Annotated in this window: 24 protein-coding genes and 1 riboswitch; of the genes, 14 read left to right on the forward strand and 10 right to left on the reverse strand. The window is 65.5% G+C overall.

What is annotated here, in order from left to right; all coding sequences use genetic code 11:
- The first annotated feature begins 121 nt into the window (after positions 1-121).
- Positions 122-1,534, forward strand: coding sequence for an L-serine ammonia-lyase (locus FCN77_RS04320; RefSeq protein ID WP_137321264.1), 1,413 nt, complete (start codon positions 122-124; stop codon positions 1,532-1,534).
- Between the two features lies 1 nt (position 1,535).
- Here the strand turns inward: FCN77_RS04320 and FCN77_RS04325 are convergent, their stop codons facing one another.
- Complete coding sequence (locus tag FCN77_RS04325) at positions 1,536-2,111, reverse strand: TspO/MBR family protein (protein WP_137321265.1); 576 nt, start codon at positions 2,109-2,111, stop codon at positions 1,536-1,538.
- A gap of 128 nt (positions 2,112-2,239) precedes the next feature.
- Between FCN77_RS04325 and FCN77_RS04330 the strand changes: the two genes are divergently transcribed.
- From FCN77_RS04330 to FCN77_RS04340, 3 genes are all read left to right on the forward strand, one after another.
- On the forward strand, positions 2,240-3,061 hold the full coding sequence (locus FCN77_RS04330) for a DNA/RNA non-specific endonuclease (RefSeq protein ID WP_137321266.1): 822 nt from the start codon (positions 2,240-2,242) through the stop codon (positions 3,059-3,061).
- A 118-nt stretch (positions 3,062-3,179) separates the two neighbouring features.
- Positions 3,180-4,253, forward strand: coding sequence for a peptidoglycan bridge formation glycyltransferase FemA/FemB family protein (locus FCN77_RS04335; protein ID WP_137321267.1), 1,074 nt, complete (start codon positions 3,180-3,182; stop codon positions 4,251-4,253).
- Between the two features lie 31 nt (positions 4,254-4,284).
- Positions 4,285-5,781: a threonine/serine exporter ThrE family protein gene (locus tag FCN77_RS04340; protein ID WP_137321268.1), complete on the forward strand. Its 1,497-nt coding sequence runs from the start codon at positions 4,285-4,287 to the stop codon at positions 5,779-5,781.
- Between the two features lie 71 nt (positions 5,782-5,852).
- Here FCN77_RS04340 and FCN77_RS04345 read toward each other — a convergent pair whose 3' ends face one another.
- The gene (locus tag FCN77_RS04345) at positions 5,853-6,692 is read right to left on the reverse strand and encodes a siderophore-interacting protein (RefSeq protein WP_137321269.1); all 840 of its coding nucleotides are present in this window, start codon (positions 6,690-6,692) and stop codon (positions 5,853-5,855) included.
- A gap of 15 nt (positions 6,693-6,707) precedes the next feature.
- A complete protein-coding gene (locus tag FCN77_RS04350) occupies positions 6,708-7,475 on the reverse strand; it encodes a uracil-DNA glycosylase (protein WP_254678842.1) in 768 nt (255 codons plus the stop codon).
- Positions 7,476-7,785: 310 nt separating this feature from the next.
- Here FCN77_RS04350 and FCN77_RS04355 point away from each other — a divergent pair, with 310 nt between their 5' ends.
- From FCN77_RS04355 to FCN77_RS04380, 6 genes are all read left to right on the forward strand, one after another.
- Complete coding sequence (locus tag FCN77_RS04355; protein WP_254678991.1) at positions 7,786-8,067, forward strand: DUF3263 domain-containing protein; 282 nt, start codon at positions 7,786-7,788, stop codon at positions 8,065-8,067.
- Between the two features lie 49 nt (positions 8,068-8,116).
- Positions 8,117-8,755: a LytR C-terminal domain-containing protein gene (locus FCN77_RS04360; protein ID WP_137321270.1), complete on the forward strand. Its 639-nt coding sequence runs from the start codon at positions 8,117-8,119 to the stop codon at positions 8,753-8,755.
- Positions 8,756-8,923: 168 nt separating this feature from the next.
- Positions 8,924-9,127, forward strand: a complete 204-nt coding sequence (locus FCN77_RS04365) for a cold-shock protein (protein ID WP_137321271.1) — start codon at positions 8,924-8,926, stop codon at positions 9,125-9,127.
- Between the two features lie 32 nt (positions 9,128-9,159).
- Entirely contained in the window at positions 9,160-10,425 is a 1,266-nt protein-coding gene (locus tag FCN77_RS04370) for an ABC transporter substrate-binding protein (RefSeq protein ID WP_137321272.1), read from the forward strand.
- Positions 10,426-10,720: 295 nt separating this feature from the next.
- Entirely contained in the window at positions 10,721-12,358 is a 1,638-nt protein-coding gene (gene groL / locus FCN77_RS04375) for a chaperonin GroEL (protein ID WP_137321273.1), read from the forward strand.
- Positions 12,359-12,529: 171 nt separating this feature from the next.
- Complete coding sequence (locus FCN77_RS04380; protein ID WP_137321274.1) at positions 12,530-13,600, forward strand: ribonuclease HI family protein; 1,071 nt, start codon at positions 12,530-12,532, stop codon at positions 13,598-13,600.
- Between the two features lie 78 nt (positions 13,601-13,678).
- Here the strand turns inward: FCN77_RS04380 and FCN77_RS04385 are convergent, their stop codons facing one another.
- The 6 genes from FCN77_RS04385 to FCN77_RS04410 all read right to left on the reverse strand — a co-directional run bounded on the left by FCN77_RS04385 (position 13,679) and on the right by FCN77_RS04410 (position 20,786).
- Positions 13,679-13,966 carry a WXG100 family type VII secretion target gene (locus FCN77_RS04385; RefSeq protein WP_137321275.1) on the reverse strand — a complete coding sequence of 96 codons (288 nt, stop codon included), beginning with the start codon at positions 13,964-13,966 and terminating at the stop codon, positions 13,679-13,681.
- A gap of 113 nt (positions 13,967-14,079) precedes the next feature.
- On the reverse strand, positions 14,080-15,552 hold the full coding sequence (locus FCN77_RS04390) for a cell wall metabolism sensor histidine kinase WalK (RefSeq protein ID WP_175417131.1): 1,473 nt from the start codon (positions 15,550-15,552) through the stop codon (positions 14,080-14,082).
- 2 nt (positions 15,553-15,554) lie between these two features.
- Positions 15,555-16,265 (reverse strand): response regulator transcription factor, encoded by a 711-nt coding sequence (locus FCN77_RS04395; RefSeq protein WP_137321276.1) that lies wholly within the window; start codon positions 16,263-16,265, stop codon positions 15,555-15,557.
- 85 nt (positions 16,266-16,350) lie between these two features.
- Positions 16,351-18,006, reverse strand: a complete 1,656-nt coding sequence (locus tag FCN77_RS04400; RefSeq protein WP_137321277.1) for a DNA repair helicase XPB — start codon at positions 18,004-18,006, stop codon at positions 16,351-16,353.
- A 40-nt stretch (positions 18,007-18,046) separates the two neighbouring features.
- Complete coding sequence (locus FCN77_RS04405; RefSeq protein ID WP_137321278.1) at positions 18,047-20,542, reverse strand: helicase-associated domain-containing protein; 2,496 nt, start codon at positions 20,540-20,542, stop codon at positions 18,047-18,049.
- Positions 20,543-20,552: 10 nt separating this feature from the next.
- On the reverse strand, positions 20,553-20,786 hold the full coding sequence (locus FCN77_RS04410; RefSeq protein WP_137321279.1) for a hypothetical protein: 234 nt from the start codon (positions 20,784-20,786) through the stop codon (positions 20,553-20,555).
- 183 nt (positions 20,787-20,969) lie between these two features.
- Between FCN77_RS04410 and FCN77_RS04415 the strand changes: the two genes are divergently transcribed.
- The 3 genes from FCN77_RS04415 to FCN77_RS04425 are packed head-to-tail and all read left to right on the forward strand — an operon-like array spanning position 20,970 to position 23,349.
- Positions 20,970-21,353 carry a cold-shock protein gene (locus FCN77_RS04415; protein WP_137321280.1) on the forward strand — a complete coding sequence of 128 codons (384 nt, stop codon included), beginning with the start codon at positions 20,970-20,972 and terminating at the stop codon, positions 21,351-21,353.
- Positions 21,354-21,360: 7 nt separating this feature from the next.
- Positions 21,361-21,948 carry a DUF3027 domain-containing protein gene (locus tag FCN77_RS04420; RefSeq protein ID WP_137321281.1) on the forward strand — a complete coding sequence of 196 codons (588 nt, stop codon included), beginning with the start codon at positions 21,361-21,363 and terminating at the stop codon, positions 21,946-21,948.
- Between the two features lie 42 nt (positions 21,949-21,990).
- A complete protein-coding gene (locus FCN77_RS04425; RefSeq protein ID WP_137321282.1) occupies positions 21,991-23,349 on the forward strand; it encodes an MFS transporter in 1,359 nt (452 codons plus the stop codon).
- 22 nt (positions 23,350-23,371) lie between these two features.
- On the opposite strand, the gene serC is transcribed toward FCN77_RS04425, so the two are convergent.
- A complete protein-coding gene (gene serC / locus FCN77_RS04430) occupies positions 23,372-24,502 on the reverse strand; it encodes a phosphoserine transaminase (RefSeq protein ID WP_137321283.1) in 1,131 nt (376 codons plus the stop codon).
- A gap of 357 nt (positions 24,503-24,859) precedes the next feature.
- Here serC and FCN77_RS04435 point away from each other — a divergent pair, with 357 nt between their 5' ends.
- Positions 24,860-25,555: a metal-dependent transcriptional regulator gene (locus tag FCN77_RS04435; protein WP_137321284.1), complete on the forward strand. Its 696-nt coding sequence runs from the start codon at positions 24,860-24,862 to the stop codon at positions 25,553-25,555.
- Between the two features lie 109 nt (positions 25,556-25,664).
- Positions 25,665-25,907, forward strand: a riboswitch (cyclic di-AMP (ydaO/yuaA leader).

Genomic DNA, 25,907 nt, shown 5'->3' on the forward strand with positions numbered 1-25,907 from the left:
GGCCGCCACAAGCTGCCGCCCAGCGCCGCGCATCCGGCAGTGCGCCCGCCGACCAACGGACGCGCCGCCTTCCGGCAGGACCATCTGCCGGACCACAGTAAGACCTAGTTAGGAACCGACAATGGCTGTTGGAGTCTTTGACCTCTTCTCCATAGGAATAGGCCCGTCCAGTTCGCACACCGTGGGTCCGATGCGGGCTGCAGCGGTGTTCGCCGAAGAGCTCAAGGCGTCCGGCAGGCTGGCGGGCGTCGCGTCGCTGCGGGTGGACCTGTACGGCTCGCTCGCTGCCACCGGTCACGGCCACGGCACCATGACGGCCATCCTCCTCGGCCTGGAGGGCTTCCACCCCGAGAAGATCCTCCCCGACGAGGTGGAGGAGCGGCTGGCCGCGATCGCCGAAACAGGAATGCTGCAGCTGGCCGGTTCCGTCCCGCTGCCGTACGGGGTGAAGGACATGGTCCTGCGCCCGCTGACCATCCTGCCGCGGCACACCAACGGCATGACCTTCACCGTGTCCGACGCCGGAGGGGATGTCCTGCACAGCGCCACCTTCTTCTCGGTGGGCGGCGGCTTCATCGTCCGCGAAGGCGAAGAGGACGCGGCGTTGAAGGAACTCGACGAATCCAAGAAGGAGCTGCCACTGCCGTTCCGCACGGCAGCCGAACTCCTGGGCCGATGCCAGTCCAAGGGACTGTCCATTGGCGAGATCATGTTCGTCAACGAACGTGCCTCCCGCTCGGAAGAGGAAATCCGCGAAGGCCTGCTGCACATCTACTCCGTGATGGAAGGTTGCGTGGAAACCAGCCTCAAGCGCGAAGGCCTGCTGCCCGGCGGGCTGAAGGTCCGCCGTCGTGCTCCCGACTGGCACGAGCGGCTCCTGAAGGAAAGCCGGGACCATGATCCCGACTACCGGGACCCGAAGTACTGGCAGGAATGGGTCAACCTGATCGCCCTTGCGGTCAACGAGGAAAACGCCTCCGGGGGCCGGGTAGTCACCGCCCCGACCAACGGTGCCGCCGGGATCATCCCGGCCGTCCTGTACTACGCCCTGCACTTCGCGCCCGGGATGGAGAACGCAAGCCAGCAGGACCGCGACGACGTCGTGGTGAAGTTCCTGCTGACGGCCGGCGCCATCGGGGTGCTGTACAAGGAACAGGCGTCCATTTCCGGTGCGGAGGTGGGTTGCCAGGGCGAGGTGGGGTCGGCGTCGTCGATGGCCGCCGCGGGCCTGGCCGAAGTGATGGGAGGAACTCCGGCCCAGGTGGAGAACGCCGCGGAGATCGCGATGGAGCACAATCTTGGCCTGACCTGCGATCCCATCGGCGGGCTGGTCCAGGTGCCCTGCATCGAACGCAACGCCATCGCCGCGGCCAAGGCCATCAACGCGGCCAAGATGGCCCTCTGGGGCGACGGCTCGCACCGGGTCTCCCTCGACGAGGTGATCGTAACCATGCGGGAGACCGGACGCGACATGAGTTCCAAGTACAAGGAAACCGCCATGGGCGGGCTGGCCGTCAATGTGGTGGAGTGCTGAATCAGTTGTGCAGGGCCGCCCACCAGTTCAGGCTGGCGGCGAACACCAACCAGGAGACGTAAGGCAACAGCAGGAGGCCGGCAGCCCGGCTGATGGGGCCGAAATACAGGACAGTTACTGTCACCGCGAGTATCAGGGCGATGATGATGGCCAGCCCCAGCCAGAGCGCCGCCGTGCCCATCACGGGATACAGGCCGAAGAACACCGGCGTCCACAGCAGGTTCAGCAGCAGCTGGATTCCGTAGGCAACCAGTGCCGGCGTGGAGCGTTCAGCGCGGCGGCGCCAGACGAGCCACGCGGCCACGGCCATGGCAGCGTAGAGCACCGTCCAGACCGGGCCGAACACCCAGTTGGGCGGTGACCACGGTGCCTTGTCCGCGGCCACGTACCAGCCGTTGACGTTGTTCAGCGTGGCCAGTGCGCCCAACCATGCAACCAGCGCGGACGCCCCCAGGAACACCGCCAGTCCGAGGACCTGAGCACCGATGCTGCGGTCTTTGACGGCGGAACCGGATCGGGAAGTGGCGCCTGGCCTGCCGCCGGGCCTGGCCATGGACTGTTCGTGGTGAGCCTGCATGGTTCAACCCTTGCTACTACGGAACAGCGAGTCAAGAAGGTGAACCGGCTGCCACACCCGGCTCTGTCCGCTGGCCCTGTTCACTGTCCTCTCTATTCACAACCAGTGAACAGTGCCACTATGGACCCATGGCTGGGGGATATGACCGGGATTTCTTGCGGGCGCGCCTTGAGCTGCCCAGCCCGCAGCCAACCACGGTGCTGCTTGACTACGTTCATTTCTCGGTCCGGCTGCGCACCGAGCGGAAGCTGGCCGCCGTCGTCGGCGTGAACATCCACGGGCGGGAACTGGTCGCGCTGGCCCGCGAAGGGACCTGGCACTTCGATCCCCGGATCCCGAAGGAGCAGCAGGCGGGCCCGGACGTGTATAAGAACAATGCCTTTGACCGGGGACACCTTGTCCGGCGGCTGGATCCGGTGTGGGGAGACGAGGCGACGGCCAGGGCCGCGAACCAGGACACCTTCGTCTTCACGAACGCCGCGCCGCAGGTTGACGATTTCAACCAGGGCAAGGAGCTCTGGGTGGGTCTGGAGGATCACGTGCTCAACCACGCCGACCTCAACGATGCCAAACTCAGCGTCTTCACCGGGCCCGTGCTTGCGGAGGACGACCTGCCTTACCGTGGTGTCCAGATTCCCAGGAAGTTCTGGAAGATCGCCGCCTGGACCATGGACGGGAAGCTGGCTGCGGCGGGATTCCTGCTGGACCAGTCACCGCTGTTGGGCAAAGTGGAGCTCAAGAAGGCCATCCGGGAACGGCTCCTGGCAGATGAACCGCCTCCGCTGGGCCCATACCGTACCTTCCAGGTTCCGGTGCAGCAGATCGCTGGGCTGACGGGACTGAGCCTTTCCCGGCTGCAGAATGCGGACCGGCTGGCCAAGAGCCAGCGTGATTTGGGCAAGGAACCCCTGGCCGTTCGGCTTGAGTCCCTGGAGCAGATCCGGCTCTGACGCGATGCCGCAGGCGTAACTCCCCGTCAGCGTCCTCGTAGGCGGGGCCGATAGACTTGTGGCTTGCATGCCCGGCATGCAGCCGAAGCAACGCCCGCAAAGATTGGACACCGCGCACTTGCGAGAATTTACTGCCCGCTTTGCCTCCGCCGAGGAGGTTTCCAACTGGGACGCCCACGTCACCGCGAACCCGAACGGTGGAAACCTGCTTCAATCCGAGGCTTTCGCCGAGGTCAAACAACACTTTGGCTGGAAACCGCTCCACCTCGTCTACGAAACCGCGGACTACACCAGCTATAACCTGGTGCTGGAGAAGTCCTTTCCGGTGCTGGGCAAGCTCTGGTACCTGATCAAGGGACCGGACGTGGCAGTGGTGGAGGACATCCCGGGCATCGTCGCGGCCAACGCCGAGTTCGTGAAACGCGCCAAGCTGGGCGTATTCGCGATCAAGATCGAACCGGACATCATCCTCTCCGAGGATGCGAAGCGGGTGATCGAGAACGCTGGCCTGGTCAAAACGCACAACCTGCAGCCGAACGACTCCACGGCGCTGCTGGATATTGCGCCGGAGGAAAACCAGTTGCTGCGCAACCTGCACTCGCGGGGGCGCAACGCAGTGCGTAGGGCCATCCGGGAAGGGGTGGAGGTGCACAACGTGGAGCCCACCGAGGAGAACTTCCGGGCCATGTACGGGCTGATGACCACCACCGTGGAAGCGAAGTCACAGGTCCGGGTCCGCGAGTACGGGTATTACCGGCAGTTCTGGACCAACTTCATCGACCGCGGCCAAGGCAGGTTGCTGTTCGTCTACGAGAACGGGGTCCCCTCAGTGGGCGCCTTCGTGATCAACTATGGCCGGAAGGGGACGTACAAGGACGGCGGCTCGCTTCAGAAGCGCAGCCAGTACGGGGACTCCCACCTGGTGCAGTGGACTGCCATCAACCAGGTCAAGGAACTCGGCTGCACGGAATACGACTTCTGCGGGACGCCGCCGAGCGACAAACTCAAGGACGCGACCAACCCGTTCCACGGACTTGGGCTGTTCAAGACGAGTTTCAGCAAGACCGTCACCGACTTCGTGGGCTGCTATGACCAGGTGATCAGCCCGCTGAAGTACAAGGCCTGGATGGCCGCCGGCGAACGCGTCGCGCGCCAGCTCTACACCCGGCGAACAGGCCAGCAGTTCTACTAAGAAACCTCGTGATGCCCTTAAGGAGGCCGCAATGACCAAAGCACCGGACGGTCGCCGCAGGCCGCCCACGGGGGCGCTGCCCCCGACCGAACCACTCACCGCGCACCAGGTACGGCAGAACGCCGCGGCCAAACGCATGCTGCGCAGGCTGGTGCAGGGCGAAAATCCGCCCACTGCACCCATGAGCATCGTGGACAGGCTCGCGGGCAGCCCCTACGCCAACCCCATGATCCAGGCGGGCGGCGTGGACACGTCCGCCCGAAAGACGATTGACTTCGCGCTGCACCTGGCCGAGTCCATGTTCAGGTACGGTGCTGGCGCCCTCGAAGTGGAAACCAGCATCATTGCGGTCACAGCCGCCTTGGGACTGAAGAACATCGAAGTGGACATCACCAACCAGTCGGTGGCCCTCAACTACGCCCCCAAGGACCAGACCCCCATTACGCTGCTCCGCGTGGTCCGGTCCTGGACCAACAACTATGCCGGCCTGGCCCAGGTGCACCAACTGGTCACCGACATCGTAGCCGGCGGCGTTGGCCGCGATGAGGCAGTCCGCCGGCTGGAAGAAATCATCCGCAGCTCCAAGCCCTTCCCGCGCTGGATGGTCACCGTGGCCTTCGCGGTGTTCGCCGCGGTCTTCGTGGGCGTGCTGGGCGGCGGACCGGGTGCCTCGGCCGTCGCGTTCGGCTCGAACATCTTGGTCAGCCTGCTCGCCCGGCAACTGGGCCGCTGGCGGGTACCGGACTTCTTTACCACTGCGTCCTGCGCCTTCCTGGTCACCTTTATCGCGCTCCTACTGTGGCGGTTCGGCAGTCCCGTGGGAATCCAGATCGCTCCGGCAATTGTGGTGGTGGGCGGCATCCTCCTGCTCCTGCCCACGGGGCGGCTCGTTTCGTCCGTACAGGACGCCATCAACGGCTTCCCCGTGACGGCGGCGGGCCGGTTCCTGTCCACCATGCTGACCTTCGGCGCGCTGGTGTCGGGTATCTCCGTCGCCTTCGTAGTGGGCGCCAGAATGGGCATGGAAGAAATCGACGTCACGGAGACATTTCCGCCGGCCTATCCTCTGTGGGCCTTGATCATCATGGTCGCTGTCGCCGTGGTGGCCATCGGCATCACAGAGCAGACTGCATGGAACCTGTTGCTGCCCACTGCAGCGGTTGGTGTCGTGGGCCATCTTGTGCTCCTCGGAGCGGACCTGATCGGCATGGGCGCGAGGTTTTCCCCCGCGGTGGCTGCCGTGGTCATTGGCCTCCTGGCGAGGGTCATCGCCCTGAAGATGGGCGCCCCGCAGCTGGTGGTTGCCGTTCCCGCCGCACTGATCCTGTTGCCCGGACTCACCATCTTCCGGTCCATGTATGTACTGACGATTGAAGAGTCGCAGATCTTGCTCGGAGCCGGGGGCATGCTGAATGCGGGGGCGATCGTCCTCGGCGTCGCGGCCGGAATCGTCCTGGGCGACACCCTGGCCCGGCCGCTGACCCGCAGCCTGGCCAGCAACGAACGCCGCCGCGCCCGCCGCCGCTAGCCGGGCGCGAATGCCGCCTCCGGAGCAGTCCTTTTCATCGGTCCGCCAGATCAGGCCGCCAGATCTGGCCGTTAGATCTGGCCGATGGGGAGCTTCTTCTCGGCCTGGAAGTCGTCTTCCACGCGCCCGTAGGCCCAGTACCCGGAAAGTGATACCTGCCCGCGTTCCAGGCCGCGTTCACGGTAGAGGACTTCGCGGAGGGACTTCATGTAGCCGCGCTCGCCGTGGGCGAAGACCTGCACCCGCCCGCCGGGCCACTCCGCGTCACGCATGGCGCTGACCAGCAGTTCACTGTTTCCGGCGGGGACGCCGTTCCGCGGCAGCCACTGGATCCGGAGCCCGGCCGGTGCCTTGATGTCCTGGACCTCGGCGTCGCTGTCCACTTCCAGGTACGCGAGGCCACTTGCTTCCGGCGGCAGCGACTCAATGGCGGCTGCGATGGCAGGCAGGGCGGCCTCGTCGCCAGCGAAGAGGTGCCAGTCGGCAGCGGGGTCGGGGTTGTAGCCGCCACCAGGTCCGGTAAACACCAGGCTGTCGCCGGGCTGGGCTTTTGCCGCCCAGGGCCCGGCCAGGCCTTCGTCGCCATGAATTACGAAGTCGATGGCAAGCTCACGGGCCGCTTCATCCACCCAGCGGACCGTGTAGGTCCGGGTATGCGGCCACTGCTCCCTGGGCATGGATTCACGGATAGCCCAAAGATCCAGCGGTAGCGGGTACTCGACGCCTGGCTGGGGGAACGCGATCTTCACGTAACGGTCCACGTAACCGTTGTTCACATAGCTTGAGAAGCCCTCGCCGCCGGCAACGATCCGGACCATATGCGGCGACAGTTCCTGGCGCCGGAGAACCGTGAGATTCGTTTGCGGGCGGGATTTTCGGTCTGCCGAGGTGGCAGCGGGCAGGGAAGTCATGGAAGTAAGGATAGGCTAAGAAACTGGAGGCAATTCCCAGAGAACCGGGTCCGAACCCTGCGACTGGAGGATTTCGTTGGCCCTGCTGAAGGGCCTGGAGCCGAAGAAACCGCGCGCGGCCGACAAAGGGCTGGGATGGGCGCTGGACAGTACGGCGGCGTCGCCCAAGAGGGGGCGGACGCTCTCGGCATCCTTGCCCCACAGCATGGCCACCAGGGGAACCGCGCCGCCGTCGGCAGCGCGGCGCCGGGCAACCGCGGTGATGGCCGCCGTCGTCACGGCCTCCCAGCCTTTGCCGCGGTGGGACCCCGCCGCTCCGGACCGGACGCTGAGGACACGGTTCAGCAGCAGAATGCCCTGGTCGGCCCAGCGCGTGAGGTCCCCGTGCGTACGGGCCGGAAATCCGAGATCGGCTTCAAGTTCCTTGTAGATGTTCGCGAGGCTTCGCGGAATAGGCCTGGTGTGCCCATCAACTGCGAAGGACAGCCCGACTGCGTGGCCAGGGGTCGGGTAAGGGTCCTGGCCCACGATAAGCACCCTGACATCCGCCAGTGGGCGCCGGAAGGCGCGCAGGATTTTCGACGGCGCCGGCAGCACCTGGTGACCGGCGGCCACTTCAGCGGCAAGAAATTCCAGCACGCCGCGCAGTTCGGCCTCAACGGGAGCAAGCGCCGCAGCCCAGTCGGGCGCCACCAGTTCCTCCAGCGGCATGCGGGCCATCTCAGCGAACCCCACAGCCTCAGCAGCGGGCTCCAGCTCAAACAAAGCATCGGAATCAAACACGCTCCCATTCTCGCAGTGGCTGACGAGCCGACGGCGACGGCGAGCGGCACGGAGGCTCCCGGTGGCAGATTTTCCGTAGGCTCCGATGTTGCGTGAGGGACGAGCGCAGGAGCCGGGAAAATCCGCCATCGGTAGCCGCCACCAGTCACTGGGGAGCCGCGGGCGCGTCACACGGCGTAAATGACACGCGTGTTATTCCCCCGTACCATGGAGAGAGACTTTGACCGGAACAGCGAAGGAGTTTGTCGTGGCCGAACCAGTGCGCGATCACTTGTCCGCTCCGGACGGCGGCGCCCGTGCCGGTGAGCTCCTGGACCTGGCTGCCGCCGCGCTGCCTGGTTCAAGGTTGAGCGAACGGGACCAGCAGATGCTGGCACTCGAGCGGCAGTGGTGGAAGTACGCCGGGGCCAAGGAACAGGCCATTCGTGAGCTGTTCGACCTCTCGGCCACGCACTACTACCAGATCCTCAACACGCTGATTGACACTGAGGACGCCCTGGCCCATGACCCCATGCTGGTGAAGAGATTGCGTAGACTACGTACGTCACGCCAACGGGCACGCACGGCGCGCCGTTTGGGCTCGGACGCGTAAGTGTCAGCGCTGAGCAATCAGCAAAAACCACCAAGGACAACGTTTTACCATGACCAAATACGCTCGGGATGAATTCGACAGGGTCCCGGAGGCCTCTTCGCGACAAGGTGTCCACCGGGTCGCTTCGGAGGCTCCCCGTCGCCGTCTTGGACCCATTCTGGCGGTCGGCATTGCGGCCCTTGCCATTGGACTGGTGGCCTTCTTTTTCCTGCCCAAGCTGGGTCTCGCACCCACCGGCAGCCCGCTAATGGCGGCAGGATCCGCGCTGGAAAGCCCGTCAGCCACACCCACCGCCGAGGCGCCCCAAAGCAGCGCACCCGCCAGCGCAGAGCCAAGCACGGAACCCTCGGCCAGCGAGGCTCCCTCGGCTGGCGACTCTCCGTCCGCGTTGCCGGAAATTGAAGCGCAGTCTGTCGACAAAACCCAGCCTGTTGCCGTCTACAACGGAACCACGACGGCCGGCCTCGCCGGCCGGGTGAGCAGCAGCGTTACTGCCGCCGGCTGGAAGCTGGGGCCGGTTGGCAACTGGGGCGGAATGCCGCAGCAGTCCTCCGTCATCTACTACAACGGGGCTGCCCAGAAAGCCAACGCCGAAGCCTTGGGTGACCTCCTCAACATCACCTCGCTGGTGGACTCACCGGAGTTCCAACAGCCGGTTGTTGTAGTCCTCGGGCCCGGGTTCCAGTAGGAATTCGGTTACGCCTGAATAACTATTGGGGGCAGGCAGGCTAGAGCCCTGCACCCGGCAAAGAGCACTGGCTAGAGTGATTCCGGACGCCGCCCCGTATTTCACGGACGGTCCAAACGGCGCACAGCGACGTGTGCCGAACAGAAGCAACCGGAAAGTGTGGGCAACATGGCATTGGGAACCGTCAAATGGTTCAACGCCGAAAAAGGCTATGGCTTCATCACCGTTGACTCCTCCGGTGACGATGTCTTCGTCCACTGGTCCGCCATCGAGGGTGAGGGCTACAGGGCCCTGGATGAAGGGCAGCGCGTGCAGCTCGAAATCGGCGAAGGCGAGAAGGGTCCGCAGGCAGAGAACGTCCGGCCCGCCTGATGGTCTACTCCGCGGCAGCGCATCGCAGCCGGATGCCTGAGCGCCCCCGGCAGGCAGGGCTGTACCGCCCAGGCGCCGTGATTCTTGCCGCAGCCGCGGCGCTGTCGTTGGCTGCATGCTCCGGCCAGGCGGGGAACGCACGCCTGGGCACGGTGGACGCCAGCGGAGACGGCACGCTGCGCATCGGCCTGATCCTGGACAACACCGGCCAGCAGGCGTTCCTCAATGCTTCGCAGCTCGCCGCCGCCAAGCTGGCGGTTCGGGAAATCAATGCCGCCGGGGGCCACAAGGGGCGGCCTGTCGAACTTCTTCCCGAGAAAATCAGCGACGACACGGCCGCGCAGGCCAAGGAACTCGTGGCAGCCAAGGCGGATGTTGTCATCGGCCCCACGGATTCCAGCCGCGCCCCGGGGGCCATCGACGTGCTCGCCAACGCCAAGGTGGCCATTATTTCTCCGGCGAACGCAGCGCAGGGCCTCAGCCATTACCGAAGCGGCGGATACTACTTCCGGACGTCCGCGGCAGATGTGGCCCAGGCGTCAGTTCTGGTCAAACTTGCCAAAGACGGCGGAGCACGGACGATCGCTGTTGTGCACGAAGAAGGCAGCTACGGCAAGGACGTCTCCGTTGCCGTGGCCGGTGCGGCCAAGGCCGCCGGCCTGGGCGTCGTGTCAGACGCTGCATTCACTCCGGGTCAGGCACAACAGGCCGCAGCGGCTGCCAGAGCGGCCGGACCCGACGCCGTCGTGCTCGTTGCGCGCGAAGGCGCTCAGGGCGCCATGGCCGAACTCAACAACGCCGGCCTGGCGGGCGGGAAGCTCGTCCTCAGCGACGGCGCCATCAAGCAATACGGCTCAGCACTTGGATCCAAGGCGCTGGACGGCGCCCGAGGTGTCCTGCCCGGAGTCTTCCCGTCGGCACATTTCCAAGGTGAACTGGTGGCCGTCGACCCCGACCTCAAGGACATGACTTTTGCGGCGGAGACCTACGATGCCGTGAACCTTGCGGCCATCGCCGCGGCCTCTGCGGCCGACGACGCCGGATCCTCCATCGCTGCGCAGCTGATGGCGGTCTCCGGGCAGCAGGGAACGGGCGCGGCGGAAGTATGCCGGAGCTACAAGGAATGCGCTGACGCGATCAGGGCCGGAAAGCCAGCGGACTACGACGGCGAGTCCGGGCGGATCGGCTTCGACGCCAACGGGGACGTGACGTCCGCGAACTACATGGTGTTCACCTACGCGGCAGACAACAGGGCAAAGATGAGCGGAAGCGAAATGGCAGCCCGCACCGGCAGCTGATCGCTCCTAGCGTATTGCCGGCGCCCTGAGGCCATTGTCCGCGGCTTCTGCTTGCACTCTCCCCGGGGGAGTGCTAATTATTGATTTAGCACTCCCACGGACTGACTGCTAAATCGACGCCCGGTTCCGGCCGGTCGCGGAGTGAGCGGGCAGGCCAAGGAGCGAAAGAAATACCTGGCTGGGGTGAGATCCCATCCGTGCGGCGTACAGAGGCCGCCGGTGAAGGATCGTCCGTCGCGGGCACCGCAGTGCAAGGTTCATTCTTAACGACTGTCCCGAAAGGACTACTGCCGTTATGGCCAAGATCATTGCATTTGATGAAGAGGCACGCCGCGGCCTTGAGCGGGGCCTGAATATCCTCGCCGACGCCGTCAAGGTCACCCTCGGCCCGCGTGGACGCAACGTCGTCCTCGAAAAGAAGTGGGGCGCGCCCACGATCACCAACGATGGTGTTTCCATCGCCAAGGAGATCGAGCTGGACGATCCCTACGAGAAGATCGGCGCCGAGCTGGTCAAGGAAGTTGCCAAGAAGACGGATGACGTCGCTGGCGACGGCACCACCACCGCAACCGTCCTGGCACAGGCCCTGGTCAAGGAAGGCCTGCGCAACGTCGCAGCCGGCGCTGACCCGCTGTCCCTGAAGCGCGGCATCGAGAAGGCTGTCGAAGCCGTCACCCAGGAACTCCTGGCCTCCGCCAAGGAAATCGAAACCAAGGAAGAGATCGCCGCCACGGCATCCATCTCCGCCGGTGACGAAGAAATCGGTGCCCTCATTGCTGAAGCCCTGGACAAGGTCGGCAAGGAAGGTGTCATCACCGTCGAGGAGTCCAACACCTTCGGCCTGGAGCTTGAGCTCACCGAGGGCATGCGCTTCGACAAGGGTTACATCTCCGCTTACTTCGTCACCGACGCAGAGCGCCAGGAAACGGTCCTCGAAGACCCGTACATCCTGATCGTTAACTCCAAGATCTCGAACGTCAAGGAACTGGTTGCCGTCCTTGAGAAGGTCATGCAGTCCAGCAAGCCGCTGCTGATCATCGCCGAAGACATCGAAGGCGAAGCCCTGGCCACCCTGATCGTCAACAAGATCCGTGGCACCTTCAAGTCCGTCGCCGTCAAGGCTCCGGGCTTCGGCGACCGCCGCAAGGCCCAGCTCGCAGACATCGCCATCCTCACCGGTGGCCAGGTCATCTCCGAGGAAGTCGGCCTCAAGCTGGAGAACGCAGGCCTGGAACTCCTGGGCCGCGCCCGCAAGGTCACCGTGACCAAGGACGAGACCACCATCGTCGAGGGCGCAGGCGACGCCGACCAGATCGCCGGCCGCGTGTCCCAGATCCGTGCCGAGATCGAGAACTCCGATTCGGACTACGACCGCGAGAAGCTGCAGGAACGCCTGGCCAAGCTGGCCGGCGGCGTTGCAGTCATCAAAGCCGGTGCCGCAACCGAAGTTGAGCTCAAGGAACGCAAGCACCGCATTGAGGACGCTGTCCGCAACGCCAAGGCTGCTGTTGAAGAAGGCATCGTTGCCGGCGGTGGCGTTGCCCTGATCCAGGCCGGTGCCAAGGCATTCGCCAACCTGCAGCTCGAAGGCGACGAAGCAACGGGTGCTAACATCGTCCGCGTTGCCATCGACGCCCCGCTGAAGCAGATTGCCTACAACGCCGGCCTCGAGCCGGGCGTTGTTGTGGACAAGGTCCGCGGATTGCCTGCCGGTCACGGCCTGAACGCCGCAACCGGACAGTACGTCGACCTGCTGGCTGCCGGCATCAACGACCCCGTAAAGGTAACGCGCTCTGCACTCCAGAACGCAGCATCCATCGCGGGTCTGTTCCTCACCACCGAGGCTGTAGTGGCCGACAAGCCGGAGAAGAACTCCCCGGCCATGGGCGGCGGCGACGACATGGGCGGCATGGGCGGCATGGGCGGTTTCTAGCCCGTCCAACCGCGCCTAAGCGCAAAAAAGTGCGGCTCCCTCGAATCGAGGGGGCCGCACTTTGCGTTGGCAGGGCAGACGCGAACGATTCCGGCATCTTAGCTTCGCTTTTCAGCGCTGTCCTCAACCGGAGAAAAACACAATGTCGGAGTGGTCTGGCAGGATGGTTCGGTGACGATTACTGCAGCAGCCGATGGTTCGGCATTAGGAAATCCCGGTCCGGCAGGCTGGGCCTGGTATGTGAACGATGATTGTTGGCGCGCGGGCGGCTGGCCGCACGGAACCAACAACCAGGGCGAACTCATGGCCGTGCTGGATCTGTTCCGTGCCACGGCGCACCTCCCTGGGGAGGAACTGCATATTCTTTGCGACAGCCAATATGTGATCAACTCGGTTACTAAGTGGATGCCGGGATGGAAACGCAAGGGCTGGCGCAAGGCCGACGGCAAGCCTGTGCTGAACGTGGAGATACTGCGGGACATTGATCAGGCACTGACCGGCCGCAAGTACCGCTTTGAATGGGTCCGGGGCCATGCGGGACACGATCTGAACGAGGCGGCCGACGACCGCGCCCGGGCAGCAGCGACCTCCTATCAGCAGGGCATTGCCGTGCGATCCGGACCGGGGTTCGTGCGCGGCGACGACACAGACGGTAAGGCCCATGCGACGCGTTCGGCGGGGCCCTCCGGAACCCCGGATACACAACACCAGCAGGGTGTTCCCCGGCAGGGCACCTCACCGCTTGGCGGCACAACGGGGCACGCCGCCACGGCCACGCTTTCCGGGCAGCAGGATCTCTTCGCGCTGCCGGGCCGAGACAATCAGCCGGACCTTTTCAGTGAGCCCGATCTGTTCAGCGAACTGGGCGCGGATGCCTTCACGGCCGCGGACGGTCAGGAAGCAGCCCCCGAGGCTGTGGTGGAGGCGCTGGAGCGGGAGCTGCTCCGTCCGGACACACGTGCTGACATTGGACGCACCGGGGTGCTGCTGCACCCGGACTTTACCGAAATCGGCAGCTCGGGGCGGCTCTGGACACGGGACGCAATGATGATGGCCCTTGAAGAGAACCCCGCCGCCGAAACCGAACTGGAGATCATCGGCGCTGACCGGGTCGGCCCGGAGGCCGTCCTGCTGACGTACCGCAGCCACGGCCGCGCGGGATCGTCACTGAGCAGTTCGCTCTGGGTCCTCGACGGAACGAAGTGGCGCCTGCGTTTCCATCAGGGAACACCGGAAGCCTAGCCAGGCGGTTCAGGGGCCCCGAGGCGTTGCCGAAGGGTCTTGCTGCGACGTTCCCCCCGAAGCGTGCTGCCGAGGCGCTCAGCTGAAGCGCTGCGTATTGCCCTGTTCCGCCTGCGCATACGTTGCTGCCGCGGAATTGAGGGCCAAATTGATGGAGGCAAGGGAGGCCTCCACCTTGCCCTGGGTGAGGGTCCACTCCGTGATCAGCGCCTGGAAGTTGGTGGCCGCCGATCCCCGCCACGTACCCTGCAGCTCGTCCAGCCCGCGCTTCATGGCCTGGACGTCCGCGCTGATGCGGTCCACGGTGGCTTTGACGTTGGCTGATTTGAGTTGGAGCAGTTCAGTATCAACAGAAATGATGCTCATTTGATTGCCTCTCGACGCTGTACGGAAGCCTGATCAGGTTTCCGGACGGCCCGGAGTTGCCCGGACCGCTACGTCGAGCCTAGGAAGCGGCGGCCCGGTCATGCCACGGCTGGTCACCGTATGTGGACAACTTCGCCGTCGTCCGTCTTGTCTGCCGTCTCGTCCTGGAACGGGAGGCTGACAACCATGGTGGCGCCGCCGCCGTCGGTCTGCTGCGTCCGGACGGTGCCGGAGTGCGAACCAACTATGGCTGCCACAATGGCCAGCCCCAGGCCACTGCCGCCCGTTTCGCGGGTCCGCGAGGTGTCTGCCCGGTAGAAGCGCTCAAAGATCCTGGGCGCTTCATCCTCAGGGATTCCCGCGCCATGGTCACGCACCTCGATGATGGAGAACCTGCCTCCGTCGGTCCCCGTCCGGACGCCGACAGCGAGTTCGATGGGCGTCCCGGCCGGCGTATAACGAAGGGCGTTGCCCACCAGGTTTCCCACCACCTGGCGCAGTTTGGCTTCGTCACCGAGCACTGGCGCAGGGGAGGGTGCGCGGCCGTCGATCCCGGCCAGCGTAATCTGCCGGCTCCTGTCGCTGGCCTGGGTGTCCACCACCGCGTCGTTGGCCAGCAGTAGCAGGTCCACGGGCTTCTGCTGCAAGGGGCGCTGCTCGTCCAGCCTCGCCAGGAGCAGGAGGTCCTCCACCATGGAGCCCATCCGTTTGGCTTCGCTCTCAATCCGGCCCATGGCGGTGGCCACGTCCTCTTCCTTGCTGAGCGCGCCCTGACGGTAGAGCTCGGAGAACCCGCGGATGGTCACAAGGGGGGTTCGAAGCTCATGGGAGGCATCGGCGGCAAAGCGGCGCATCCGCTCCTCGGACGCCATCCGGGAGGCGAACGCCGACTCAATATGGCTCAGCATGGCGTTGAGCGACCCACCCAGCCTGCCCACTTCCGTGGCGGGATTCTCGACATCCACGCGCCGCGACAGGTCGCCGGCCGCAATGGCCGCGGCGGTCTTCTCCACGCGCGCCAGCGGGCGGAAGGACCGCGAGACTGTCCAGGTTGCAATGAAGAACGCCAGCACCAGCGTCAGGAATCCGACTCCGATCACCACCAGCGCGGCATGTTCCACGACGGAGTCCACAGGGGCCAGCGGAAGGCCGATAATCACCACTGCACTGCGCTGGTTGCCGTCCACGACGTTCAGCGCCACGACGCGCCAGTTGCGCCCGTCCGTGCCGCGGACCTGGAATGGCTGCTGATCGCGGTCCGTGGCCTCGGCGGGGGAGAGGCTGTCGATGTCCGGGCGCCATTCCTTGCTGCCGCCGAACGGGACGGCTGGCTGGCCCTGGCGCAGGAGCATCAGCGAATAGTCCGTGGGGATGTTGGGGTTCTGTTCCTGCAGTTGGGTGAAGGACTGCTGTTGCCGGACGGAATTGACGGCGACCTTGAGCTTGTCGTCCACCTGGCCCTGCAGATAGCTATGCAGGAGCGTCAGCGTGCCAGACCCGGTCACGGCCAGGGCCACCAGCATGAGCCCCATCATGATGGCCACCAGCTGGGACCGCAGCGAGGCGGACTTCCAACGGTGCAGCAAGGTCAGCGCTTCTCTGCCGTCCGCAGGACGTACCCCACGCCCCGCTTGGTCTGGATGAGTGCGGGCGCATCGGGGTCGATGTCAACCTTGCGCCGCAGGTAGGAGATGTAGGACTCCACAATGGAGGCGTCGCCATTGAAATCGTACTCCCAGACGTGGTCCAGGATCTGGGATTTGGACAGGACCCGGTTCGGGTTCAGCATCAGGTAGCGCAGGAGCTTGAATTCGGTGGGGGAGAGCTCGATGACGGTTCCTCCGCGGCGCACCTCGTGGGCGTCGTCGTCGAGCTCCAGGTCGTCCACCCGGATCACAGCGTCGTCGTCGACCATGGGCTGGGTGCGACGCAGCACGGCACGGATACGGGCCACCACTTCGTCCAGGCTGAAAGGCTTGGTGACGTAGTCGTCGCCGCCGACGGTGAGGCCGGTGACCTTGTCCTCGGTGTCGTCCTTGGCTGTCAGGAACAGGACCGGGAAGTGCTTTCCGGACGCCCGCAGCCGCCGGGTCACGGTGAAGCCGTCCATGTCCGGCAGCATGACGTCAAGGACCGCAAGGTCCGGTGTGTGGAGCTCGGCGGCGGCGAGGGCGTCACGGCCGTTGCCGGCGGAGACAACCTCGAACCCGGCGAACCTCAGTGAGGTGGAGAGCAGCTCGCGGATGTTGGGTTCATCATCGACGACGAGCAGCTTGGCTTCGGGACCGTTCTTTTTCATACTTCCCATGATGCTCCCAGAATCTGGGAGTTTTCTGGATGAAAGTTGTGTGTCCCATGGACAGGTCCGGCCTGTGGCTGTCCGCTCAGGTGGCCGTGGGGTTCCGCCCCACGTCCTTGGCGTCCATGATCCGGTAGGCGTAGCCCTGCTCGGCCAGGAACCGTTGGCGCTTCGCGGCGAAGTCCTGGTCCAGGGTGTCCCGTGCCACGAGCGAATAGAACCGGGCCGCGCGGCCGTCCTGCTTTGGGCGCAGGAGCCGGCCCAGGCGCTGCGCTTCCTCTTGCCGGGACCCGAAGGAGCCGGACACCTGGATGGCCACCGAGGCTTCGGGCAGGTCGATGGAGAAGTTGGCCACCTTGGACACCACGAGGGTCTTCACGTCGCCGGCGCGGAACGCATCAAACAGCTTCTGGCGTTCCTTCACCGATGTGTCGCCCTTGATGACCGGAGCCTGCAGCCGTTCGCCCAGTTCGTCCAGCTGGTCAATGTACTGTCCGATGACCAGGAGCTGCTCGCCCCGGTGCTGTTCCACCAGCTGCTCCACCACGGTGGACTTGGTCTCGGACGTGGAACACAGCCGGTATTTGTCGGCGTCCTCGGCCATGGCGTAAGCGACCCGTTCGTCGTGCGGGAGGTCCACGCGGACTTCCACACAGTCAGCGGGGGCAATGTAGCCCTGGGCCTCGATGTCCTTCCACGGGGCGTCGTAGCGCTTGGGACCGATCAGGCTGAACACTTCTCCCTCGCGGCCGTCTTCCCGCACCAGGGTTGCCGTCAGCCCGAGCCGGCGCCGGGCCTGGAGGTCTGCCGTCATCCGGAAGATGGGCGCCGGCAGGAGGTGGACCTCGTCATAGATGATCAGGCCCCAGTCGTGCCCGTCCACCAGCTCCAGGTGGGGGTAGATCCCGCCGCGCTTCGTGGTGAGGACCTGGTACGTGGCGATGGTGACCGGGCGGACTTCCTTGACCGAGCCGGAGTACTCGCCGATCTCGTCGGCTGTGAGGGAGGTCCGCTTGATCAGTTCGTCCTTCCACTGCCGGGCGGAAACGGTGTTGGTCACCAGGATCAGGACCGTGGTGGAACTGATGGCCATCGCGGCCGCACCCACCAGGGTCTTGCCGGCACCGCACGGGAGCACGACGACGCCGCTGCCGCCGGCCCAGAAGTTCTCCGTGGCCAGTTTCTGGTACGGACGGAGCTTCCAGCCGGATTCATTGAGCATGATGGGGTGCGGCGTGCCGTCAACGTAGCCGGCCAGGTCCTCTGCGGGCCGGCCGATCTTGAGCAGCAGTTGCTTCAGCTGCCCGCGCTGGGAGGAATGGACCACCACTGTCTCGCCGTCGATCCGCGGCCCCAGCAGGGGCTGGATTTTCTTGGCGCGGCAGACTTCCTCGAGCACGGGGTAGTCATTGGTCCGCATCACCAGCCCGTGCTGCGGATCCTTTTCGAGCCGCAGCCGGCCGTACCGGGACATCGTTTCCTCGATGTCGATCAGCAGGGAATGCGGCACGGGGAAGCGCGAATACTTCAACAGGGTATCCAGCACGCGTTCGGCATCCAGCCCGGCGGCGCGGGCGTTCCAAAGCCCCAGGGGCGTAAGGCGGTAGCTGTGCACGTGCTCCGGTGCGCGCTCCAGCTCGGCGAAGGCGGCGATGGCATGCCGGGCCTCCGTTGCCTGCTCATGGTCCACTTCGAGCAGGATGGTTTTGTCGCTCTGGACGATCAGGGGGCCGTCGGTCACGGCACTGACGTCCGGGTGCCGGCGGGGCGGTGGGTGCTGGTCACTGCTGGAATTCCTCTTCCGCTTCTATGTCGATGATCCGGTGGATGGAGAGCACGCGTTCGGTTTCGCGCGCGGGGTCGAATACCCTGACCCGTCCGCCGGTCACAGAAACCGGAACAACCGTTTCCCTGCTGGCATTCCCCTGGCTGTCCACGACGTTCATGGTGACAGCTTGCCTGAGCCGGATGGCCTTCTGCAGCGTTTCCAGTCCCAGCTGGGTTACTTCCTCCCCAGTGGGCGCCTGCGCGCGGTGGCTTCCGTTGCTGCTGGCGCCGTGCAGCGACTTTTGGCTCCGGAGAATCGCGAGTTGGGCATCGACGTCGGCCTCCGGCGGCGCCGTCCGCGGGGCACTGTACACCGGGCGCCCGCTGCCTGGAACGGCTGTGGTGCGGCGCAGCCGGACCAGCGCGGACTCCGGTTCCTCGACGGCAGGCGACAGTCCCAGGGTGCGTAGCACCTGCGCGGTTTCCTTGGGGCCCGCGTGGGAAATCAGGACCGTCGGCGCGATCCGGACCAGGCCCAACCCTGAGGCGCTTGATTCCTGGACCAGTTCCAGCAAGGCGTCTTCGTCGTCGCTCTGGATGAAGCTGGAGGCCACGCCCACGCGCAGCCGTCCGTGCCTGGCAGCCGTGTCCTCCACGAGGTATTCGAGCGGCTGCGGAACGGCAGTGGCGGAATGCTCGCGCAGGAAACCCAACAGGCTGGCGGCGTCGTGGCCGGCGTCGAGGGCGCGCCTGACGGAAGCCACGGAGAACCGGTAGATCGTGGCCGGCCCCTGGCCCTCGGCGTCTGCGATCATGAGGAGCTTTTCGCTCAGCTCAGGTGCCAGGTAGCCCGGTGCCACGGCCGTGAGGTCGGCCTGCAGCAGCACATGGTTCAGGGCCGCCGGCAGATGCTCGCCCAGGATGTCCAGCGCTTCATCAGGACGCTCCGCCGCGATGGCCGATCCCAGCTGGCTGAGCGCGCCCGAACCGACCAGGCCCAGCATTTCGGCCTCGGCGAGGACACCCCTGATCAGTGAGCTGAAGCGCCTGGCCATACGGGGCTGCGTCCACTCGGCCCGCTGCAGCACCGCTGCCGCGTCCAGCACGGGCGCTTTGCCATCAGCCCCGGCGGCCTCCAGCGTAAGTTCGTTGAGGATCTCCAGGATCCGCTTCCGGACGACGGGTGCGTCCGGCCGCTGGGCCTCCGCGGACAGTGCATTGATGGTAGTTCCCGCCGCTGCGCGGTGGGGGGCGGCGCCGGGGCCGGTGATGGGCTGGCCAACCAGCGACGGTGCGCGCTCGCTGGCCATCCAGGCATTGACCAGCCACAGCCATTGTTCCTGGCGCGGCAAGGTCAGCCATTCCAGTTGCTCCGGCTGAACCCAGGCGGAACTGTCCACGTCCAGCCGGATGAGTCCCGCCAGGGCGCACAGCTCCACCAGCAGTCCGGCGCGGTTCAGCTCGATCCGGAGTGAATCGGCGAGCCGCTTCATCTCGCGGACCCCGACGCCGCCGCTCCTCAACGTGACGAGCGGTTGCTCCCGCACGCTGTGGAGCACTTCGCCGGTGAGGCGAAGCGTTTCCGCGATGGCCCCCAGGGCCGCGTTGCGCCGCAGCGCCGCCGTGGTCTGCCCCAGCCGAGGCGCCGGCGGCGTGAGTGTGAAGTCCTCGATCACCGCGCCTCCGCGGAGGGCGATGCCCACGCTGTGCGGCAGTTCCACGTGGGCGGCGTCCAGCGGCACCAGCAGGCCACGGGCCAGGAGCCAGTCAACGGGGCCGACGTCGGGCCCTTCGTTCAGGACCGACGCCCGCCGTTGCGCCTGGGGAACCGCCCCCATTGCCCAGTTGCCGAACCGGGCCAGGAGCGCCGTGGTCCGTTCCGGGGCGGTGGCCAGGATCTGGCCCAGCGCCTCGGGGGTGGCAGTCCAGTGTTGGAGGGCCAACGCCGCTTCCATGGGTGTGGTGGCGGGATGGATGGCGGCGCCGCTGTGATGCAGTTCGCCCACCAGTTGCACTACGCGCTGGGCAAAGGCCGGCTGCAGCCGGACCAGTTCCGTGTAGCTCCGTCCCAGCCCGGCCGGGTAGATTCCCACGACGTCCCGCAGGCTTCCCACCGGGAGGTAGAACCGCTGGCGGACACCCGCCGGCAGGGCCACCCCGTGAGGGGGCTCCGCGCGGTGCACCAGGGCAAGTTCCTCAAGGGAGTGCAGGATCCGTTCAATGGCGGAAAGGGCGGCGCCATGGATGAGTTTCTTCAGCCCGGCAGCCGAAGTGCTGTGGGCGGTGTCCGTATTGGTACACAGATGGAGCGTTTCCAGCACCTGCATTTGTGGCCGGTTCAGCCGCTCCAGTGCCCGCTGCACGCTGACACGGGCGCTCGCCCTGGCCGCCAGCGCCGCGAAGTCGGGAACGTTGGGGGAGATAAGGTCCGGCCGCGCGGCGAACAAAGCCCGCAACGAGTCGTCGCTGCGTGCCTCCAGTTCCTTGCTGAGCGCGCGAATAAGGGACATCAGTCCAACGTTACCGCCCGCCGGACTTTCCTGCCCGGCGGCGGGCTGCGACACTGTCGATCACCAGGGCAATCATGAGGAGGAAGGCCACCGGCAGTCCGTACAGGGCAAGAGACGTCACCCACACCGGGGCCGTGCCGCCGGCAAATGCAACGGCCATGACGGCGCCCACGGCGGCCAGGGAAACGACTGCAATAACCGCCGCAACTATCATCAGTGGCCGCAGGTAGCGGGAGGGTGTCATGGAAGTAACGCTAACAGCCCGGCTGCGCCGTGCCGCAAAGCGGGAAACCGGGTCCCGGCAGGATAACCTTGAAGATACAGACCAACATGGTCCAGGCGGCCATACCCTGAACCCGCATATCAGTGCGGATGCGGTGGCCGCCGGCTGTGTCTCAGGAAGTTCAGAACGAAGAAGGTTGATTACGTGCCTACCGGCAAGGTCAAGTGGTATGACAAGGAAAAAGGCTTCGGATTCCTCGCGGGCGAGGACGGCCAGGAAGTATTCCTGCCGAAGTCCGCGCTGCCCGAGGGCATCACCGAGCTGAAAGCCGGCACCCGGGTGGAATTTGGCGTAGCTGACGGCCGCAAGGGCGCACAGGCGCTCGGCCTGCGCGTCCTGGACAAGACGCCGTCCATCGCCAAGGCGAAGCGGCCCAGCGCCAAGGACCTGGCTCCTCTCGTGCAGGACCTGGTGACTGTGCTGGACAACCTGTCCGGAACGCTGTCGGCCGGTAAGTACCCTGAAGGCAACAAGGCCAAGGCGATTGCCGCCGCCCTGCGTAAGGTTGCCGACGAGCTGGACGCTTAGGCATCGCATGAATCCCGAACCTGATCAGAGAGCTTCCAAAGCGGCTTCAAGGCCCCGTGCCGGGGTCCCGGTCTGGCGTACCGGCAAGCCGGATGCGGTGCTCGCTGCTGCCGTTGACTTTGCCCGGAATGCGATTGAGGGCATCGCCCCGGCCACGCAAATCGGACAGCACATGGGCGCAAAGACCGAGGGGGACCGTGTGGTCACCCACCTCTTTGAGTCCAAACTGGCTGGATACCAGGGGTGGCAGTGGTACGCGGTGCTCACGCGCAATTCCCGGTCCAAGGTGATTACGGTGAATGAGCTCGGACTGCTGCCTTCCGAGGATTCCATCCTGGCACCCGAGTGGGTGCCGTGGGCCGAGCGTGTCCGCCCCGAAGACGCCCAGGACGATGACACTGTGGACTCCGTCGTGGCGGAGAATGAAGCAGCGGCGATCGGTGCAACCGGCGACGGGACCACGGATGACGTGGTGGACGCCGGCGCCCAGGACTGGATCGACGGCGACGATTCCGACGGCGATGATGCGCCGGAGGCGGAATCCGACGCCGGTGAGCCGGATGCGGACGAGTACCTGGTGCGGGAGACTGACTAACCGGTTGGAATGGTCAGGGACTGAGCACCACGGAGGCCGACGATGACGTCCACCTTCAAGTCCCTCCACATCCCCAGCTACCGTCTCTGGTTCGTTGGTGCCCTGGTTTCGAACATCGGGACCTGGATGCAGCGGACCGCCCAGGACTGGCTGGTCTTCGACCACCTCACCGACCACGATGCGGGTGCCATGGGCATCACCATGGCCCTGCAGCTCGGTCCGCAACTGTTCCTCGCCCCGGTGGCAGGACTGGTGGCAGACCGCTTCAACCGCCGCCGGCTCCTGGTGATGACGCAGTCCGCCATGGCCCTGCTGAGCACCGGCCTTGGCCTGCTGGTGGTCCTCGGCGCCGGGCAGCTCTGGCACGTCTACGCTTTCGCCCTCCTGCTGGGCCTCGTCTCCGCCCTGGACGCCCCTGTCCGCCAGACCTTCGTCTCCGAGTTGGTGCGGGACGATTACCTGCCCAACGCAGTGGCCCTGAACAGCGCCTCCTTCAATGTGGCCCGAATGATCGGACCGGCAGTGGCCGGGGTGCTCACTGTCGCCGTCGGGCCCGGCTGGGTGTTCCTGATCAACACCGTCACGTTCGTGGCCCTGCTGCTGAGCCTGTGGCGGATTCCGGTTTCATCGCTGCGGGTTCTTCCCCGCGCGGCTCCCGGCAAGGGGCGGATCCGTGAAGGGCTGAGGTACGTGAGGTTCCGCCCGGACATCATTGTGGTGCTCGTGGCCGTATTCATCGTGGGCACCCTCGGACTGAACTTCGTACTGTTCATCGCGGCCATGGTCGGCACTGAATTCGGACTGGACGCCGGCGCCTTCGGGCTGATGAACTCCATCATGGCCATCGGTTCCGTGGCCGGAGCGCTGCTGTCGGCCGGACGAAGCAAACCCCGGCTGCGGATAATTTTCGGGGCCGCCGGAGCGTTTGGCGTCACTTCCGGGTTGGCAGCCCTGGCGCCCAGCTACTTCTGGTTCGGCGTGGCCCTTGTTCCGGTAGGCCTGTTTGCCATCACCATGATGACCAGCGCCAACGGGTACGTCCAGACCACTACGGATCCCGTGATGCGCGGGCGCGTGATGGCTCTGTACATGGCCATCTTCATGGGCGGAACCCCCATCGGGGCGCCGCTGGTGGGCTGGGTGGCCAATGTTGCCGGGCCCCGCTGGTCCATGGCCGTGGCGGCGGTGTCCGGGCTTCTGGCCGCGCTGATCGGCATGGTATGGATCATCCGGGCCAAGCAGCTAAGGCTGGGCTTCAACCGCCGTGCCCGGGGTCTGCGCTATTTCCGCCTGGTGTCCGGCTGGACCGGCCACGACGGTACAGCGGGCAAAGACGCTGCAGCAGGCAAAAAGGACGGCGCCGTCCGGGATCCAAGCCCGGACGACGCCGTCGAACGCTAACGCGTTATGTCCAGCTGACTGCCTACTTCCGCAGTTCGCCCACTACGTAGTCGATGCAGGCCAGTAGGGCCGAGACGTCGTCCGGTTCGATCGCCACGAAGGTGGCGATGCGCAGCTGGTTGCGTCCCAGCTTGCGGTACGGCTCCGTGTCCACAATCCCGTTGGCGCGGAGGACCTTGGCGATGGCGGCGGCATCAATCGAGTCATCGAAGTCAATGGTGGCGATCACGTTGGAACGGTCTTCGGCCTTGGCCACGAACGGCGTGGCGTAATCGGAGGCCTCTGCCCAGGAGTAGATGCGTCCTGCGGAATCGGCCGTGCGGGCCGCTGCAAAGTCGAGGCCGCCGTTGGCGTTCAGCCACTGCACCTGGGCGTCCAGGGTCACCAAGGTAGCCAGCGCCGGGGTGTTGTACGTCTGGTTCAACCGGGAGTTGTCGATGGCAGTCTGCAGGTCCAGGAAGTCCGGGATCCACCGGCCGCTTTCCTTGATCCGGGCAGCACGCTCCAGGGCGGCAGGGGAGAACAGGCCCAGCCAGAGGCCGCCGTCGGACGCGAAGTTCTTCTGCGGCGCAAAGTAGTAAACGTCTGCTTCTGAGACATCCACATCCAGGCCGCCGGCGGCGGACGTGGCATCCACCAGGACCAGCGATCCGTCATCAGCCCCGGCAACACGCTTGACCGGGGCGGCCACGCCGGTGGAGGTTTCGTTCTGCGGCCAGGCGTAGACGTCCACGCCCGCTTCCGCCTGGGCGGCGGGCCGGGTGCCGGGCTCGGACTTGATGATGGAGGACGCGTCCAGGAACGGTGCCTTGTTGGTCGCGGACGCGAACTTGGAGCCGAACTCGCCGAAGGAGAGGTGCTGCGCCTTCTTCTCCACCAGGCCAAAGCTGGCCACATCCCAGAACGCCGTGGAGCCGCCCACACCAAGGATGACTTCGTAGCCCTCCGGGGCGCGGAAGAACTCGCTGAGGCCGTTGCGGACGGATCCCACCAGGTTCTTGACCGGGGCCTGGCGGTGGGAAGTGCCGAGCAGCGTGGCCGACGCTGCGGACAGGGCTTCGATCTGCTCGGGGCGGACCTTCGAGGGCCCGGCGCCGAACCGTCCGTCCTTGGGCAGGAGGTTGGCGGGGATAGTGATGCTGGTGTCGCTCACAATGGCTCCAATTTTTCGGCGTGGACGTCGGAGGCCCGGCAGTTCACGGGGTGCCTGCAGGGAATCCCCTATATTCTGCCTGACGCGCCCGCGGGGGAGGGAACGGCCGCCGTCATAGTCCAGTCATTGAGACACCTGGCGGCAGCTCAGGACAGCCGCCGGAGATTATCCGGAGTAATTCAAAATAGGCTAAGCTGGTTCGACCTACAGCGGGCCGCGATGGCGGCCGGACTGATGCCGGAGGCTGTTCCCGGTCTGTTTCGGGGATTCGGCTCCACTTCGCGTGGAGCAGTGGGGAACGCCTCCGCGCGGTACGGTGGGACTGACGCAAGGACTGTGCTCGAGGAGCTGAGCTGGATGACGGATCTGATCGACACCACGGAGATGTATCTTCGGACAATCTTGGAGCTTGAGGAAGAGAACATCGTGGCTCTCCGCGCCCGGATAGCCGAACGGCTGCGCCACTCCGGGCCCACCGTTTCGCAGACCATCGGCCGGATGGAACGTGACGGCCTGGTGGTTGTTTCCGGCGACCGGCACCTTGAGCTCACTGAAACGGGCCGGAAACGGGCCACCGAGGTTATGCGCAAGCACCGGCTCGCCGAGCGCCTGTTGGCTGACGTCATTGGCCTCGACTGGGCCTATGTCCACGATGAAGCGTGCCGCTGGGAGCACGTGATGAGCGAGCGCGTGGAACGGCGCATTTTCGAACTGCTGGACCACCCCACGGTATCCCCGTACGGCAACCCCATTCCGGGACTCGCCGCGCTTGGCGGCCAGCCGGCTCCCCTGCTCACGGACGGGGTAGTGAACCTCCTGGACGCCATGGCCGGATACGGAGCCGATTCGCGCGTCACGGTCAGCCGCCTGGCCGAACCGATCCAGGTTGAACCGGAGCTTCTGGTCCAGCTCGATGAAGGCGGGATCAGGCCCGGCGCCTCGCTCGCACTGGAACGGGTCGGGGAGTACATCTCGGTCCGCGTGCCCGAGATCGAAGGCGCCCTGGAGCTGCCGCCGGAAGTTGCGGCCCACGTATTTGTTACGGTCCGCTAACCGGCACCTTATAGGACCACCTATAAGTCACTGAGACGCAGATAACGGAATTATTACCGCGCTGATTAATCACCTATAGTTGAGAACTAGCGCCGATACTAAAGCGTTACCTGATCCGAAGCCGAGCTCTGCCAGCGGATCAGCGTACGAAACACCTCCTGGCAGGGGCGGGGAACCACAACCGGCCGTTGAAAGACGGCCTTGGGGTGAAGTCCGTCAGCGGCAAGGCATCTCCGACGAAGGATTCCCAAGGGATACCCCTGTGCCGGATGCCTTGCAATGGCGGACCGGGTCTTTGAACTCTCTGACCCGAATCCGACAGCTAACTCCGCAGGCTCTTCAGAGAGGATAT

This window comes from Arthrobacter sp. 24S4-2, assembly GCF_005280255.1.
Classification (GTDB): Bacteria; Actinomycetota; Actinomycetes; order Actinomycetales; family Micrococcaceae; genus Arthrobacter.

Bases quoted from the DNA above. Each gene is read 5' to 3' on its own strand.
- FCN77_RS04420 (WP_137321281.1), top strand. From the start codon at position 21,361: ATGAATCCCGAACCTGATCAGAGAGCTTCCAAAGCGGCTTCAAGGCCC.
- FCN77_RS04425 (WP_137321282.1), top strand. From the start codon at position 21,991: ATGACGTCCACCTTCAAGTCCCTCCACATCCCCAGCTACCGTCTCTGG.
- FCN77_RS04345 (WP_137321269.1), bottom strand. From the start codon at position 6,692: ATGACTTCCCTGCCCGCTGCCACCTCGGCAGACCGAAAATCCCGCCCG.
- FCN77_RS04340 (WP_137321268.1), top strand. From the start codon at position 4,285: ATGACCAAAGCACCGGACGGTCGCCGCAGGCCGCCCACGGGGGCGCTG.
- FCN77_RS04360 (WP_137321270.1), top strand. From the start codon at position 8,117: ATGACCAAATACGCTCGGGATGAATTCGACAGGGTCCCGGAGGCCTCT.
- FCN77_RS04395 (WP_137321276.1), bottom strand. From the start codon at position 16,265: ATGAAAAAGAACGGTCCCGAAGCCAAGCTGCTCGTCGTCGATGATGAA.
- FCN77_RS04370 (WP_137321272.1), top strand. From the start codon at position 9,160: ATGCCTGAGCGCCCCCGGCAGGCAGGGCTGTACCGCCCAGGCGCCGTG.
- FCN77_RS04410 (WP_137321279.1), bottom strand. From the start codon at position 20,786: ATGACACCCTCCCGCTACCTGCGGCCACTGATGATAGTTGCGGCGGTT.
- FCN77_RS04365 (WP_137321271.1), top strand. From the start codon at position 8,924: ATGGCATTGGGAACCGTCAAATGGTTCAACGCCGAAAAAGGCTATGGC.
- FCN77_RS04435 (WP_137321284.1), top strand. From the start codon at position 24,860: ATGACGGATCTGATCGACACCACGGAGATGTATCTTCGGACAATCTTG.
- FCN77_RS04385 (WP_137321275.1), bottom strand. From the start codon at position 13,966: ATGAGCATCATTTCTGTTGATACTGAACTGCTCCAACTCAAATCAGCC.
- FCN77_RS04320 (WP_137321264.1), top strand. From the start codon at position 122: ATGGCTGTTGGAGTCTTTGACCTCTTCTCCATAGGAATAGGCCCGTCC.
- groL (WP_137321273.1), top strand. From the start codon at position 10,721: ATGGCCAAGATCATTGCATTTGATGAAGAGGCACGCCGCGGCCTTGAG.
- FCN77_RS04325 (WP_137321265.1), bottom strand. From the start codon at position 2,111: ATGCAGGCTCACCACGAACAGTCCATGGCCAGGCCCGGCGGCAGGCCA.
- FCN77_RS04405 (WP_137321278.1), bottom strand. From the start codon at position 20,542: ATGTCCCTTATTCGCGCGCTCAGCAAGGAACTGGAGGCACGCAGCGAC.
- FCN77_RS04330 (WP_137321266.1), top strand. From the start codon at position 2,240: ATGGCTGGGGGATATGACCGGGATTTCTTGCGGGCGCGCCTTGAGCTG.